The 14,951-nt window shown below is 62.1% G+C and carries 13 protein-coding genes; 10 read left to right on the top strand and 3 right to left on the bottom strand.

What is annotated here, in order from left to right:
- Positions 1 to 3: 3 nt before the first annotated feature.
- Complete coding sequence (locus E5720_RS00470) at positions 4 to 576, bottom strand: TetR/AcrR family transcriptional regulator (protein ID WP_084349004.1); 573 nt, start codon at positions 574 to 576, stop codon at positions 4 to 6.
- Positions 577 to 732: 156 nt separating this feature from the next.
- Positions 733 to 3,543 carry an aconitate hydratase AcnA gene (gene acnA / locus E5720_RS00465; RefSeq protein ID WP_136169044.1) on the bottom strand — a complete coding sequence of 937 codons (2,811 nt, stop codon included), beginning with the start codon at positions 3,541 to 3,543 and terminating at the stop codon, positions 733 to 735.
- 350 nt (positions 3,544 to 3,893) lie between these two features.
- Here acnA and E5720_RS00460 point away from each other — a divergent pair, with 350 nt between their 5' ends.
- The 8 genes from E5720_RS00460 (at position 3,894) to E5720_RS00425 (ending at position 12,775) form a co-directional block, all read left to right on the top strand.
- The gene (locus E5720_RS00460; RefSeq protein WP_247596111.1) at positions 3,894 to 4,484 is read left to right on the top strand and encodes a DUF6676 family protein; all 591 of its coding nucleotides are present in this window, start codon (positions 3,894 to 3,896) and stop codon (positions 4,482 to 4,484) included.
- A gap of 477 nt (positions 4,485 to 4,961) precedes the next feature.
- Positions 4,962 to 6,434: an NlpC/P60 family protein gene (locus E5720_RS00455; RefSeq protein WP_210729923.1), complete on the top strand. Its 1,473-nt coding sequence runs from the start codon at positions 4,962 to 4,964 to the stop codon at positions 6,432 to 6,434.
- Between the two features lie 158 nt (positions 6,435 to 6,592).
- The gene (locus tag E5720_RS00450) at positions 6,593 to 7,930 is read left to right on the top strand and encodes an AAA family ATPase (protein ID WP_247596110.1); all 1,338 of its coding nucleotides are present in this window, start codon (positions 6,593 to 6,595) and stop codon (positions 7,928 to 7,930) included.
- The gene (locus E5720_RS00445) at positions 7,927 to 8,919 is read left to right on the top strand and encodes a DUF58 domain-containing protein (RefSeq protein ID WP_136169042.1); all 993 of its coding nucleotides are present in this window, start codon (positions 7,927 to 7,929) and stop codon (positions 8,917 to 8,919) included. The genes E5720_RS00450 and E5720_RS00445 overlap by 4 nt, the downstream gene beginning before the upstream one ends.
- On the top strand, positions 8,916 to 9,908 hold the full coding sequence (locus tag E5720_RS00440; protein ID WP_136169041.1) for a VWA domain-containing protein: 993 nt from the start codon (positions 8,916 to 8,918) through the stop codon (positions 9,906 to 9,908). The genes E5720_RS00445 and E5720_RS00440 overlap by 4 nt, the downstream gene beginning before the upstream one ends.
- Positions 9,909 to 9,974: 66 nt before the next feature.
- Complete coding sequence (gene fabG1 / locus E5720_RS00435; protein WP_136169040.1) at positions 9,975 to 10,697, top strand: 3-oxoacyl-ACP reductase FabG1; 723 nt, start codon at positions 9,975 to 9,977, stop codon at positions 10,695 to 10,697.
- Between the two features lie 72 nt (positions 10,698 to 10,769).
- Positions 10,770 to 11,594 (top strand): NADH-dependent enoyl-ACP reductase InhA, encoded by an 825-nt coding sequence (gene inhA, locus E5720_RS00430; protein ID WP_136169039.1) that lies wholly within the window; start codon positions 10,770 to 10,772, stop codon positions 11,592 to 11,594.
- Between the two features lie 113 nt (positions 11,595 to 11,707).
- Complete coding sequence (locus E5720_RS00425) at positions 11,708 to 12,775, top strand: ferrochelatase (protein WP_136169038.1); 1,068 nt, start codon at positions 11,708 to 11,710, stop codon at positions 12,773 to 12,775.
- On the opposite strand, the gene E5720_RS00420 is transcribed toward E5720_RS00425, so the two are convergent.
- Positions 12,772 to 13,593, bottom strand: a complete 822-nt coding sequence (locus tag E5720_RS00420; protein WP_210729922.1) for a hypothetical protein — start codon at positions 13,591 to 13,593, stop codon at positions 12,772 to 12,774. The two genes, E5720_RS00425 and E5720_RS00420, sit on opposite strands and share 4 nt — an antisense overlap.
- A gap of 75 nt (positions 13,594 to 13,668) precedes the next feature.
- On the opposite strand from E5720_RS00420, the gene E5720_RS00410 reads away from it, so the two are divergent.
- Both E5720_RS00410 and E5720_RS00405 read left to right on the top strand, forming a co-directional pair.
- Positions 13,669 to 14,478 carry a DUF3097 domain-containing protein gene (locus E5720_RS00410; protein ID WP_136172323.1) on the top strand — a complete coding sequence of 270 codons (810 nt, stop codon included), beginning with the start codon at positions 13,669 to 13,671 and terminating at the stop codon, positions 14,476 to 14,478.
- Positions 14,479 to 14,519: 41 nt separating this feature from the next.
- A complete protein-coding gene (locus E5720_RS00405; RefSeq protein ID WP_136172322.1) occupies positions 14,520 to 14,951 on the top strand; it encodes an NfeD family protein in 432 nt (143 codons plus the stop codon).

The following is a 14,951-nucleotide window of genomic DNA, read 5'->3' as shown; positions in this document are numbered from 1 at the left end:
AAGCTAAGCGCTGTCGGGCCTGCGAACCGATGCTTCGACAAGGTCCAGTACCGCCGAGAGGTTGGGGCCCCCCTGACCGGAGGCGATGCGAGCGACAAGACCGTCGAGCACGAGATCGAGATAATCGTGCATCACATCCTTCGGGACGTCCTCGCGCAGTTTGCCTGCCGTTTTCTGACGTTCCAGCCGGGCAAGGGTTGCATCGGTGAGTTCCGAGGATTTCTCCGCCCAGCTCTTCCTGAACTCCGGGTCGGTGCGTAAGCGCCTCGCTATTTCCAGCCGAGTACCCAGCCACTCGAACCGATCGGGTTGCTCGAGAATGTCCCGCATGACCTGAACCAGGCCTTGACGAGCAGCCACTTCTGCCATCCGCCGAGCATCTTCCTGCGCGAGCGCGAGAAACAGCCCGTCCTTGTCCTTGAAGTGGTGAAAGATCGCGCCTCTGGACAGGCCAGTCGTCTCCTCGAGGCGGCGGACCGTCGCACCTTCGTAGCCGAATTCACCGAAGCAACGTCGTGCGCCGTCGAGAATCTCACTACGCCGTGCTGCCAAATGGTCCTCGCTGACCTTCGGCACACTGCCTCCTTCATCGGCTGATACGTGTTCCCGCCTTCAGCGCAGAACGCGCACGCCCACTGTCTGTTCGAGCCTGAACCGTGCTCGAAGTGGTCGTGCGCGTTCTGCGTGCTCACTGGTCGAGTTCACTCACCAGCGCTGAGCCCAAAGAAGTGCCTAGCCTCTGATCATATTGCGGAGGACGTACTGCAAGATTCCGCCGTTGCGGTAGTAGTCCGCCTCACCGGGGGTGTCGATACGCACCACGGCGTCGAATTCGACCTTCGTGCCGTCGGTCTTCGTCGCAGTGACAGCCATCGTCTTGGGTGTGACACCCTCGTTCAGCTTCTCGACGCCGACGATATCGAATGTCTCGGTACCGTCGAGCTTCAGCGATGCTGCGCTCTCGCCAACCGGGAACTGAAGCGGAACAACGCCCATCCCGATGAGGTTGGAGCGGTGAATACGCTCGAAGGACTCCGTGATGACGGCCTTCACGCCGAGCAGGCTGGTGCCCTTGGCTGCCCAGTCACGTGAGGAGCCGCTACCGTATTCCTTGCCACCGAGGACCACGAGCGGAATTCCCGCAGCCTGGTAGTTCTGCGAAGCGTCGTAGATGAACGCCTGCGGTCCATCTTCCAGGGTGAAGTCACGGGTGTAACCGCCCGAGACGTCATCGAGGAGCTGGTTCTTCAGGCGGATGTTCGCGAACGTTCCACGAATCATGACCTCGTGGTTGCCCCGGCGCGAACCCAGCGAGTTGTAGTCCTTGCGCTCGACGCCATGCGAGTCCAAGTACTGGGCAGCAGGCGTTCCGGCCTTGATCGGGCCGGCCGGGCTGATGTGGTCGGTGGTGACCGAATCTCCCAGCAGTGCGAGGACGCGAGCGCCCTTGATGTCCTTGACCGGCTCCGGATCCATCGTCATACCGTCGAAGTACGGAGGCTTGCGCACATAAGTGGACTTCTCGTCCCACGCGAACGTGTCGCCCTCGGGGGTCGAGAGGTTCTGCCAGCGACTGTCTCCGTCGAAGATCGTCTTGTACGACTTGCGGAACATGTCCTGGCTGATGGACGACTTGATCGTGTCGTCGATCTCCTGTGCGGACGGCCAGATGTCCTTCAAGTAGACCGGCTTGCCGTCGTGGTCGTTTCCGAGCGAATCGGTCTCGAAGTCGAAGTCCATCGTGCCGGCGAGGCCGTATGCGATGACGAGCGGCGGAGACGCCAAGTAGTTCATCTTGACGTCGGGGGAGATTCGGCCTTCGAAGTTTCGGTTACCGGAGAGCACTGCAGTGACCGAAAGGTCGTTGTCGTTGATCGCTTTCGAGATCGGCTCTGCGAGCGGACCGGTGTTGCCGATGCAGGTTGTGCATCCGTAGCCACCGAGGTAGTAGCCGAGCTTCTCGAGGTAAGGCCACAGACCGGCCTTCTCGTAGTAGTCGGTGACTACCTGCGAGCCGGGCGCCATGTTGGTCTTGACCCATGGCTTGGTGGTCAAGCCCTTGTCGACGGCGTTGCGTGCGAGCAGTGCAGCGCCGAGCATGACCGACGGGTTCGAGGTGTTGGTGCACGAGGTGATGCCTGCGACGACGACCGCGCCATGGTCGAGTACGAACTCGGCGCCCTCTTCGGACTTGACGGTGATCGGCTTGCTCGGACGACCGTCGGAGCCGTATGCGGCGGACTGGACGGCGACGGCTGCGTCCTCGGTGAAGGACAGGGAAGCGGGGTCGCTCGCCGGGAAGGACTCGTTGAGTGCCTCGTCGAGCTTGCTGTCACCTTCGTGTGCGGCGTGGCTCTCATCGACGTAGTTGTGGATGTCCCTGCGGAACGCAGGCTTGGACTCCGACAACAGGATTCGGTCCTGCGGGCGCTTCGGTCCGGCAATGGACGGAACGACGGTGTTGAGGTCGAGCTCGATGTACTCGGAGTAGACGGGCTCGTTCTCCGGGTCGTGCCACATGCCCTGTTCCTTGGCGTACGCCTCGACGAGCGCCAGTTGCTCGTCGCTGCGGCCGGTCAGGCGCAGGTAGTTGATGGTCTCTTCGTCGATCGGGAAGATCGCCGCGGTGGAGCCGAACTCGGGGCTCATGTTGCCCAGCGTTGCTCGGTTGGCCAGAGGTACTTCTGCGACGCCCTTGCCGTAGAACTCCACGAACTTGCCGACGACGCCGTGCTTACGGAGCATTTCGGTCGCGGTGAGGACGACGTCGGTCGCGGTCACGCCGGGCTGAATCTCGCCGGAGAGCTTGAAGCCGACGACGCGGGGGATGAGCATCGAGACGGGCTGGCCGAGCATTGCTGCCTCGGCTTCGATCCCGCCGACGCCCCAACCCAACACGCCCAGGCCGTTGACCATCGTGGTGTGTGAATCGGTGCCGACGCAGGTATCGGGATACGCCTGGCCGTTGCGGGTCATGACGGTCGGTGCCAGGTACTCGATATTGACCTGGTGCACGATACCCATGCCGGGGGGAACGACCTTGAAGTCGTCGAATGCGCCCTGTCCCCAGCGAAGGAACTGGTAGCGCTCGCCGTTGCGCTCGTACTCGAGGTCGACGTTGCGCTCGAGGGCGTCGGCGCGGCCGAATACGTCGAGAATCACCGAGTGGTCGATGACCATGTCGGCAGGAGAGAGCGGGTTGACCTTGCTCGGGTCGCCGCCCAGTGTGGTCACGGCTTCGCGCATGGTGGCCAGGTCGACGATGCATGGCACGCCGGTGAAGTCCTGCATGATGACACGAGCTGGGGTGAACTGGATTTCGATGCTCGGGTCCGCGGACGGATCCCACGAAGCGATCGAACGGATATGGTCGGCGGTGATGTTGGCACCGTCCTCGGTGCGAAGGAGGTTCTCCGCGAGGACTTTCAGTGCATATGGCAACTTTTCGGCACCGGGCAAGGCCGACAGTCGGAAGATCTCGTAGGAGTTCTTTCCGACCTCGAGGGTGCCCTTTGCACCGAATGAGTTATTACTAGCGGTCACTTCAGCTCCACTCGTCTATGAGGCACACCGCCGACGGGGCTGTGTCGACGGTTGAAGCGAGACCTTCTACGCGACCGAGCGGTGCGCCGAACGCCTCGTTGTAAGTCTAACAGTACGCTTGTCCTGTGAAACCCTGAGGGCAGGCCTGATGGTGCGTCGGCGTGCCCCGCACCGACAATCCTCACGCAGTGGCACTACCTTCGCAATGCAGGGCAACCTCATTTCGGGCGATGCGGTGAGTGTCCAATGCGGTCCCGACAGGTGTCGGTGACGTAGGGTTCGGACGGTCCGCTCGTACTCTTCGGTAACGACCGCCACCCACCGACTCCGCTATTGCAACTGGACGAGAGATGCCTGATCCGATTCTTGCTGTTGTCCCGCTGGCCGCCGAAGTCCCGCCCGGCACCGACATCGATTCGATCGTGGCCGACATCGCCGAGTCCGGTGTCAGTGCGCCTTCTGCACTTCGGAGCGATCTGCAGGCCGTAGTCCAGCGCGCAGAAGAGCACGGAGTCGATCTCGGCATCGTGGTCATGGAAAGGGACCCCGTTCACGATTCTCAGTTGCGTGATCTCGCGACGGCGGTCGGAACCCAGGACGGCGGCACAATCCTTGTCTTGAGTCCAGGTCAGGTGGGGTCCTTCTCTGACGCGGTGAGTCGAGTCACGCTCGAGGCTGGGCAAGATCGCACCTACACGGGCAATCCCGTCATCGGAGCCGACAACTTCGTCGACTCACTGGTCGGCCCGCAGACTCCGTGGGGTTTGATTACGGGTTTGATCCTGGTGCTCGTGACGGCGGCGGCAGCAGTAACTGCAGTTGCGAAGATCCGGCGCCATAAAGCGCGGAGTATCTCGACGTCGGAGCCCCGCGAGACGGAGCGGCTTACGCCGGATTCCGAACCGAGCAACACTTCTGGCGAGTCTGCCACCGACCGCTGAATATCGATTCTGCTGGAGACCGCAGAAACGAACGCCCCGACCTTCTGGTCGGGGCGTTCTTCGTCTCTCGGAAAAAGTCGAAAAAACTGTTTCGCGTATATACCGAGTTCAGGGTATTTGCGCTGGTCGAATTACATATGTGTTCTTAGAGGCTGGAGTTTCTTTAGTGTGCAAAGTGTCGTACGGTGCCATTGGCACTGCTGGGGAAGGAGTGTCGCAGAGGGCAGAGGTCTATCCGAGTTACCTCGGGTGACGCCTGCTTCGGGTGGGACCGACGTGGTTTACACCTGTGCTGATGCTGCGTGCTTCCTCCCTGCCCGGTGAGCGTGATTTCCAGCACCCGATGTGGGTGCCGGGTCCTCTCTTCCGGCGTCGACGATCGATAGAACGTCGCGAGCGCCGGACCAGAGGGAGACAACTTTGAGGCGACGAGCATTCCGCGGAACACGCAGCTGCGCGTTCTCCAACACGGCGAGAATGTTCGTTGGGGCCGGAATTGTTGTTGCGTTGATCAGCGGTGCGTCCAGCACGGCTCTCGCTGTTCCGCCGCCGCCGCCCAATCCATCCGACTCCGACCTTGCCGCCGCGGGATCCGCGGTAGAGCAACAGCTCGGTGCCGTGGGTTCGTTGATCAACCAAGTCGCGTCTGCAAACCAACAGCTTGCCCAGCTCGATGCCGATGTGGCGATCAAACGCGAGGACGTCAACAAGGCCCTCGTCGACCTTCAGAATGCTCGGGACGCCGCTGACGTAGCTGCCCAACTCGTGGTCTTTGCTCAGCAGGCTCTCACCGATGCAGGTGTTCAAATCCAGGCGGCACAGCAGAAGTTCAACAACTTCGCCGTGTCGAGTTACACCCAGGGCACAGGTGTCGCCTCGGTGTCCTCTTTCCTCGGATCGAGTGGACCGGACGACGTTCTGGACCGTGCACAGGTGCTGAAGGTTCTGTCGAACAGCCAGAACGCTGTGCTCGACGGTCTTCAGCGGGCCAGGACCGAACAGGCCAACCGTGACTCCGCGGCTCGCGAGTCCAAACAGCGAGCCGATGCCGCAGCCTCGACAGCAGAGTCCAAGAAGGCAGATGCCGAGGAAGCGATAGCGACAGCCCGCGCCGCGTTGCAAGCCCAGGCAGAACAGAAGGCTGCGATCGAGAGCGAGCGCGACTCCGCGCAGAGTCAGCTCGATTCCGCACGATCGAACGTGGCAGGACTTGCCGATCAGCGCGTCGCATACTCGACCTGGGAGTCACAGAAGGCAGCCGAGGATGCGGCGATTGCCGCGGCGGCGGCAGCAGCGAAGCAAGCGGCAGTTCAAGCCGCGGCGAGGGTTGCAGCGAACCAGGCTGCAAGTGCGGCTGCGGCGGCCGCAGCAGCAGGTCAACGATCCCACACCGATATCGACGAGGATCTGGACTCTGTCGTCAGCGACTCCACCGGCGGCGACTCTGCCGACAGCACGGGCACCACGACAACCACGACACCGAAGAAGCCGCGAAGCTCAGGTCAATCGAATCCGTCTCTCACCGGCAGTGCAGCAATCGAACTCGCCATAGACCGCGGAATGTCTCAGCTGGGCGTCCCGTATTCCTGGGGTGGCGGCAACGAGAACGGACCGACGAAAGGTATCCGGGACGGTGGAGTGGCCGATAGCTACGGCGACTACAACAAGGTCGGCTTCGACTGCTCCGGATTGATGATCTACGCATTCGGGGGACTCGGCATCTCGCTGCCTCACTACACGGGCTATCAGTACACGGCAGGCAAACAGGTCCCGTCCTCCAATATGAAGCGAGGGGACATGATCTTTTATGGACCGAACGCCAGTCAGCACGTTGCGTTGTATCTGGGCGACGGGAAGATGCTCGAAGCCCCTCAATCCGGTGACATCGTGAAGGTTTCATCCGTTCGATACGACGGTATGACGCCGTATGCAGTACGTATGGTGTCCTGACAGAGTTCTTCGGGGGCCACTCGGTAGGCTCGCCCCACAGGAGACATCGGTAGCCTTGGGGGGCGGCCCCACGGCGCAAGTAGTCATCGACTGAAATAGTCGATGGTCGATACCGAACGTGCCCGAGAAGTGATTCGAGTGAAAGCGGTGAATTCTTGGTGACATCACGTGACGGCGCCGAATCGAACGGTAGCGTCTCGCAGGACAGCGGGTCGAACGGCAGCATGACCAAGGGCGGCGTTTCGGGCGGGAATGGATCGGGCCGCACCGATGCAGCGGGGCTCGCACATGATGTGCAGATCCTCGAGAAGGCCGTGTACGAGGTCAAGCGGGTGATCGTCGGCCAGGATCGATTGGTCGAAAGGATCCTCGTAGGGCTTCTTGCACGCGGTCACGTACTCCTCGAAGGAGTGCCTGGAGTGGCGAAGACCCTTGCCGTGGAAACTTTCGCCAAGGTTGTCGGTGGAACGTTCTCTCGCGTTCAATTCACGCCCGACCTGGTGCCCACCGACCTGATCGGTACCCGCATCTACCGGCAGGGTCGCGAAGAATTCGACACCGAACTAGGCCCGGTCGTTGCCAACTTCGTGCTGGCCGACGAGATCAACCGCGCGCCCGCCAAAGTGCAGTCCGCGTTGCTGGAAGTTATGGCGGAGCGGCAAGTGTCCATCGGTGGTCACACGTTCCCGATGCCCGACCCATTTCTTGTCATGGCGACACAGAACCCGATCGAGAACGAAGGTGTCTATCCCCTTCCGGAAGCTCAGCGTGACCGGTTCTTGTTCAAGATCGTCGTCGACTACCCCTCGGTCGAGGAAGAACGCGAAATCGTCTACCGGATGGGCACCGCTGTCCCGACGCCGAAGCAGATCCTCGATCCAGAGGAGCTGGTGCGGCTCCAAAACGTCGCGAGTTCGGTATTCGTTCATCACGCACTCGTCGACTACGTCGTCCGCGTCATCGCTGCGACGAGAACGCCGGAACAACTTGGCCTCGATGACGTTGCAAGTTGGATCGCCTACGGTGCGTCGCCGCGAGCAACTCTCGGAATCATCGCGGCATCGCGGGCCCTTGCTCTGGTGCGAGGACGTGACTACGTGGTGCCGCAGGACGTGCTCGAAGTGATCCCCGACGTTCTCCGTCACCGACTCGTCCTGTCCTACGACGCACTCGCCGACGAGGTGACTCCGGAAGATGTCATCACTCGGGTATTGCAGGCGGTGGGGCTTCCCCAGGTGGCCCCTCAAGCAATCGGTTCGCAGCAGGCCCCTCAAACGCCGTTCTTCCCGCAGCAACCGACGACCCAAGGCGCGGCTTCGCAGCGTCCCCCGCAACAGGGAATGCCGCAGCAAGGAACGCCTCAGCAGGGGGTAGCGCAGCAGGGTGTACCGCAGCAGGGATACAACCCAGGCGTGCAACAAGGACAGCCCGGTCCAGCGCCGTCCCTGGACAAATCCGCGGGGAGTTCCCCAGCCGTGGGTAGCCAGCAGCAGTGAGCGGGGCACTTGCCCGCGGGACGGGTCCAACACCCGACTCGCGGCCCCCGTCGTTCCGGAGCGGTGAACTACGTGACCCCACACTCGCTGCTGCGTTGCGCACCTTGGAGTTGACAGTCCGCCGTCGTCTCGACGGGGTGTTGCACGGCGACCATCTCGGATTGATTCCGGGACCTGGTTCCGAGCCCGGTGACGCGCGGGAGTACCAGCCTGGCGACGATGTCCGACAGATGGACTGGTCGGTGACTGCTCGGACGACTCATCCACACGTTCGTCAGTCTGTTGCCGATCGCGAGTTGGAAACATGGATGGTCGTCGATCTGTCGGCCAGTCTCGATTTCGGTACGACGGGATGCGAGAAGCGAGATCTGGCTGTCGCGGCAGCCGCCGCAATCACGCACTTGACCAGCGGTGGAGGTAATCGCATCGGTGCTGTGGTTGCTACTGGGGCACAGACGACTCGGATCCCGGCCAGGGGTGGCCGAATCCACACGCAGACGTTGCTGCGGACCATCGCGACGATGCCCAGTGCCGCCGACGGTGTGCGCGGAAATCTTCGTGAGGCAATCGAGGCGCTCCGCCGCCCCCAACGCAGGCGGGGGATGGCAGTGGTGATCAGTGATTTTCTCGGGCCGATCGATTGGGAGCGATCTCTGCGAGCGATCTCTGCACGACACGATGTGTTGGCAGTGGAAGTACTCGATCCTCGGGACCTCGAACTGCCAGATGTCGGGGATGTGGTCCTACACGACCCCGAAACCGGTCGCACCCGTGAATTCAGCACGACGCCGCAGTTGCGTGCCGATTTCGCTGAAGCCGCCGCGTCTCATCGCGAGGACGTCGAGCGTGCGCTTCGTCGATGTGGCGCTCCGCGCTTGACACTTCGAACCGACGGCGACTGGATAGCGGACGTCGTCCGCTTCGTTTCTTCACGCCGACACACTCTCGGCTCCAGCGCAGTCAATTCGGCTCGGGCAGGTCGCCGGTGAGTCTGTCCGAGTTCACCTCACCGTGGTGGCTGCTGTTCGTGCTCGTCGTTGTCGGTTTGGTCGTCGGCTACGTATTGGCGCAGCGACGGCGTCACAAACACACTTTGCGGTTCTCGAACATGGAGCTGTTGGAGAAAGTAGCGCCGACGCGGCCGGGTTACTGGCGCCACGTGCCGACTGCGCTGATCCTGGCCGGTCTGCTCGTGCTGACAATTGCATTGGCGGGCCCGACTGCTGATCAAAAAGTGCCGCGAAACCGGGCGACGGTGATACTCGTGATCGACGTGTCGTTGTCGATGGAGGCAACGGACGTCGAACCGTCTCGGCTGGCTGCTGCACAGGAGGCAGGAAAGTCGTTCGCCGAAGGGTTGACTCCAGGTATCAACCTTGGACTCGTCGCTTTCGCTGGAACGGCGTCGGTGCTCGTATCTCCGACCGCCAATCGAGAAGCGACCAAGGCGGCCATCGACAAACTGCAATTGAGCGAACGCACGGCCACTGGCGAGGCTATTTTCACCTCGCTGCAGTCGATCGACACGCTGGGAGCCGTTCTCGGTGGCGGCGATGCGGCCCCGCCCGCTCGAATCGTCTTGTTGTCCGATGGCAAGCAGACCGTCCCGGAGAGCCCTGACGATCCGCGGGGTGGATACACTGCCGCGCGCGCCGCGAAGGACAAGAACGTACCGATTTCCACAATCTCGTTCGGAACGAGTTATGGGACAGTCGATATCGAAGACGAGTCGGGAGTCGAGCGGGTTCCGGTTCCAGTCGATGATCCGTCCTTGCGGGAGATTGCCGATCTTTCCGGTGGGAGCTTCTTCACTGCGTCCTCACTCGAAGAACTGCGCGCGGTGTACGACACGCTGGAGGAGCAGATCGGGTTCGAGACCACCCGTGGAGATGCCAGCCGTCCGTGGTTGATTCTCGGAGTCGTACTCACCGCATTGGGTTTGGGCACGGCTTTGGTTCTTCGGCAACGATTGCCCTGATTCGCTGTTATTACTCACCAGTAAGTTTCGCTTTGTCATTCCGGGACGAACAGATAGGTTGCAGGCATGTCCAAACCAGACTTCATTGCTCGATCGGTACTTGTCACCGGAGGGAACCGAGGTATCGGTCTGTCCATCGCTCAGAGACTTGCGGAGGACGGCCACAAGGTAGCCGTGACGCATCGTGGTTCCGGGGTGCCCGACGGCCTGTTCGGGGTTGTCTGTGACGTCACCGATTCCGAGTCGATCGACGCCGCCTTCAAGGAGGTCGAAGCGAAGCACGGACCGGTCGAGGTTCTGGTGTCGAACGCCGGCATCACCGACGACACCCTGATCATGAGAATGAGCGAGGATCAGTTCTCACGCGTGATCGACGCGAACCTGACCGGCGCCTTCCGAGTCGCCAAGCGCGCCAGCCGCTCGATGCTCCGTGCCCGTTACGGCCGCTTCATTTTCATCGGATCCGTCGTGGCTCTGGCAGGAACTCCCGGACAAGCCAACTATGCGGCGTCGAAGGCCGGCGTCATCGGGCTTGCTCGGTCGCTCACTCGTGAGCTGGGGTCCCGGTCGATCACGGCGAATGTCGTCGCTCCCGGCTTCATCGACACGGAGATGACTCAGGCATTGGACGAGAAGTACCAAGAGATGGCTGTCAGCGCTATCCCGCTTGGTCGCAAGGGTAAGACGGACGAGGTTGCCGGCGTCGTCAGTTGGCTTGCCTCCGAGGATGCCGCGTACGTCTCGGGCGCGGTCATTCCCGTCGACGGTGGTCTCGGCATGGGCCACTGATCGCTCGGACATCCAAGTTTTCGCAACTGGTAGACCTCTTTTCTCATTTCGATTCGATCGGTAAGGAAGAACATGGGCGGACTGCTCGAAGGAAAGACAATTCTCATCACCGGCATCATCACTGATGCCTCCATTGCGTTCCACGCCGCAGCCATGGCGCAGGAGCAAGGCGCGAAGGTCATCATCACGGGGTTCGATCGGCTTCGGTTGATCGATCGCATCGCACAGCGCCTGCCGAAGGAAGTGCCCCCCGCGATCGAACTCGACGCCACCAACGAGGAGCACCTGTCGGCGCTCGCCGATCGTATTCGTGAAGTAGCCCCCGAAGGCATCGACGGCGTCTTGCATTCGATCGCTTTTGCGCCTCGCACACTCATGGGCCCGGGTGCGTTGCCGTTCCTCGAGGGGCCCGGTCCCGACGCGGCGCGTGCATTCGAAATCTCCGCGTGGAGTTACGCGTCGCTGGCGCGGGCTGTTCTGCCTGTCATGAACGAGGGCGGTTCCATCGTCGGGATGGACTTCGATCCGCGTACCTCGATGCCGTACTACAACTGGATGGGCGTGGCAAAGGCTGCACTCGAGTCGGTCAACCGGTACGTGGCTCGTGAAGTAGGCGCCGCGAAGAAGATCAGGTCCAATCTGGTTGCTGCTGGGCCGATCAAGACCCTTGCTGCCAAGGCCATCGCCGGAACGGCTACCGGCGACGCCACCAAGATGAATCAGCTCAACGATTACTGGTCCGGATCGGCGCCGATCGGCTGGGACGTAGACAACCCGACCGTGGTCGCCAAGTCGATCGTGGCGTTGCTGTCGGATTGGTTGCCAGGAACGACCGGCTCGATCGTGTACGTCGACGGCGGCGCCAGCCACAACACCTGGTTGCCCGACGACATGTAGTCCGCCTCGCCTCATGTGAGCATCGACGAGTGGGGGCCTACCAGATGGTGGATCGATGCTTGCATGAGGCGACCTGAGCGAACCTGTTGTCTTCGAGCGCGCACAATGGGGACATGACCGAGTCTGCGGGTTTCGATGCGATCCTGGTTCTTTCCTTCGGCGGCCCGGAGGAGCCTGCACATGTTCGGCCGTTTCTGGAAAATGTGACGCGCGGGCGTGGGGTTCCGCCCGAGCGACTCGACGAGGTAGTCGAGCACTACATGCACTTCGGCGGTGTGTCGCCGATAAATGCGCTCAATCGCGACATCATCTCCGCTCTGGAAGCTGAATTCGCCACGGCCGGTGTCGACCTGCCGATCTATTTCGGTAACAGGAACTGGCATCCGATGGTCGAGGACACCCTCGCGCAGATGCAATCGGACGGTATCGAACGCGCGCTGGTGTTTCCGACGTCGGCGTGGGGTGGTTACTCGGGTTGTCGCCAGTACCACGAGGATGTGGCCAGAGCCAGGGAAGCTGTCGGTTCCGACGCACCCGACCTGGTGAAGATCAGGCAGTACTACGACCATCCCTTACTGATCGCCGCTTTCGCCGATTCGATTACGGCCGCGATGGATTCGCTGTCTCCCGAGAATCGCTCGAAGGCGAGATTGGTGTTCACAGCACATTCGATTCCGAGCGCTGCCGACGCTAATGCCGGGCCCCCGGCCGACGGCGGCCACCTCTACAGCAGGCAGGTGGCGGAAGCGTCCAGGCTCGCTGCGGCAGCCGTCGGTGTGGACGACTACGACCTCGTCTGGCAGTCGCGGTCAGGTCCGCCGCAGGTGCCATGGCTGGAACCGGACATCTGCGACCATTTGGATGCACTGTCGGACAAGGGCGTAGAAGCGGTAGTCGTTTGTCCGGTGGGATTCGTCTCCGATCACCTCGAAGTCGTCTGGGACCTCGACACCGAGGCCGAGGAAAAGGCCACGGAGCTCAATATGGCTTTCGCGCGGGCCTCGACACCGGGAACCGATCCTCGGTTCGCGCAGATGATCCTCGAACTCGTCGAAGAGCACCTCAGCCACGCGACGCCGCGTGGAATCGGAAGTGTCCCGAAGTACGGCTCGACACTCAACGGCAGTCGATGCGCAATTCGATGCTGCGAGCAGCCCGTTCGCCCAACACGGCCCAGCTAGCGGCCTGGCGCCCTGGATTCGATACTCGTGGAGAGTGCTATCGCACGAGCTTTCCTCACCGCAGCCCACAACGGTCTGATCAAATCCTCACGTGCTGCCGCTCCGAGTGCCGTGGCGGGCTCGGTCGGGGAAGAGTGTTGCGCCACCGAAAGAATGGCTGCCACTCGATCTGCCGACTCGAGCACTCGAAGTGCCCGGTCCGACATTTCCGACGGATAGCGGTGTCGGCCGAGATCGGCGAGTTCGGCGGAGATACGTGTTCGGGGGTCTCCCAGTTCGGTTCGCGTCGGTAGTGATTGAAGCGAGCCGAGGGCTTCGGCAGCGCCACGAACCGCTTCACGCATGGCGTATTCGGCTTCCCCGAGCGTGAAGTCGCGCATCGCACGCGGCGGCAGGACGATCGAGAACACCGTCCATCGGAGGACGTCCGGCCCCTCTACAGTCGGTACGAGTCCCAGTCCTCGGGTCTCGGGATCGCCGACCAGAACGGCTTCTCCGGTCTGAATGGCCAGGCGCCCGAACATGCTCTTCGGTGACACGTTCGACGTGGCACCAGGATGGGGGAGGAGGAGTTCGATTGCGGGGTTGGTGCGGTCACTCGGTACCTGAGCGCGAATGAGGGTCAGTAGGCCTGCCACGCCCTCGTCGCGAGGACTCGGCCATGGCAGCCCGGTCTCGAGCGCCGTTTCTTGGTCGCCGGCAACTGCCAGATGCATCGGTGCCCACTCCGCCATCGAATCGATCACGTTGTCGGGCGCACTGAATCCGGCCAGCCACGAGCTGGCCCATACGGCAAGGCTTGCACTTGGAGAACTCACGACTTCCAAGCATAGGTCGGCGTGGCGACGCGCGCTCGGGCGTGGGGGTGGCTACCGTTGTCGGCCGTGACGAACATGTACGGCGAAGACATACTTTCAGGACACAGCCGCATGCGAAAGGTGCCTGTCCCGCAGGTGCCGGCCGAGCGCGGACTCGTCGTCGAGGACTCGGCTACCGGCTATTGCGGTGCGGTGGTCGGGTTCGAGCGCACATACGACGGTGATTTCGTACGCCTGGAGGATTCAGCTCGCACGACGCGGTTGTTCGCATTGCGCGAAGCGGCATTTCTGATCGATGGCAAGCGCGTCACCCTCGTGCGTGCGACGGCTTCTCCGAAGAAGGCCGAGTCGACGCGATCGGCTTCCGGCTCTACCAAGGTCGAGGGTTTGCGTGCTCGTACCGCTCGTGCCAGCCGGATCTGGGTCGAGGGCGTGCACGACGCTGCCCTGGTGGAAAGTGTGTGGGGCCACGACCTCCGGGTAGAGGGTGTCGTTGTAGAGCACTTGGAGGGGCTGGACAATCTGGGTGAGCGCCTGGCCGAATTCGAACCAGGCCCTGGCCGGCGAGTAGGTGTCCTGGTCGACCACCTCGTCACGGGATCCAAGGAGTCGAAATTGACTGCCTCGCTCGGCCCGCATGTACTTGTCACCGGTCACCCGTACATCGACGTGTGGGAAGCAGTACGGCCGAAAGCGGTTGGAATCAGCGCTTGGCCGAAGATTCCTCGCGGTCAGGATTGGAAGACGGGAATCTGTCGCGAGCTCGGGTGGGGAACTCCGAAGGAGGGCTGGCGACATGTGTATTCGTCGGTCTCGACGTTCCGAGATCTCGAAGCCCCACTGATCGGAGCGGTCGAACAGCTGGTCGACTTCGTAACGGAGTGAGTGCCGCCGCCCGGTGTCCGATTTCTGGTTAGATGGAAGTTGTGGCGGCGATAATTTGGTTCATCGCAGGAATCGCACTCGCGGCAGCCGAGGCGCTGACGGGAGATTTCTTTCTGCTCATGATCGCCGGTGGTGCTCTTGCCACCGCCGGCATTTCGGCCGTCACGGACTTCCCGGTGTGGGCCGATGCCGTCGTGTTCGGACTCGTGTCCTTGGTGCTGGTTCTGGGTGTGCGGCCGATGCTGTTGCGACGCTTCGCCGCTCCGCCTGCGCTCGCCACGAATGCAGCTGCGTTGTCGGGAAAGAGTGCGATCGTGCTCGAACAGGTTTCGGCACACGAGGGTCAGGTAAAGCTCGGCGGCGAGGTGTGGACTGCGCGTCCTCTCGACGAATCCGAGGTCTACGCACCGGGAGTGACTGTGACCGTGATGGAGATAGACGGCGCTACTGCCGTCGTGTGGAGGGGACCGTAG

The sequence above is a fragment of the Rhodococcus sp. PAMC28707 genome (assembly GCF_004795915.1).
Taxonomy (GTDB): Bacteria; Actinomycetota; Actinomycetes; order Mycobacteriales; family Mycobacteriaceae; genus Rhodococcoides.
Note: the sequence above shows the minus strand (reverse complement) of the source record. Positions and strands in the feature narration are given on the sequence as shown.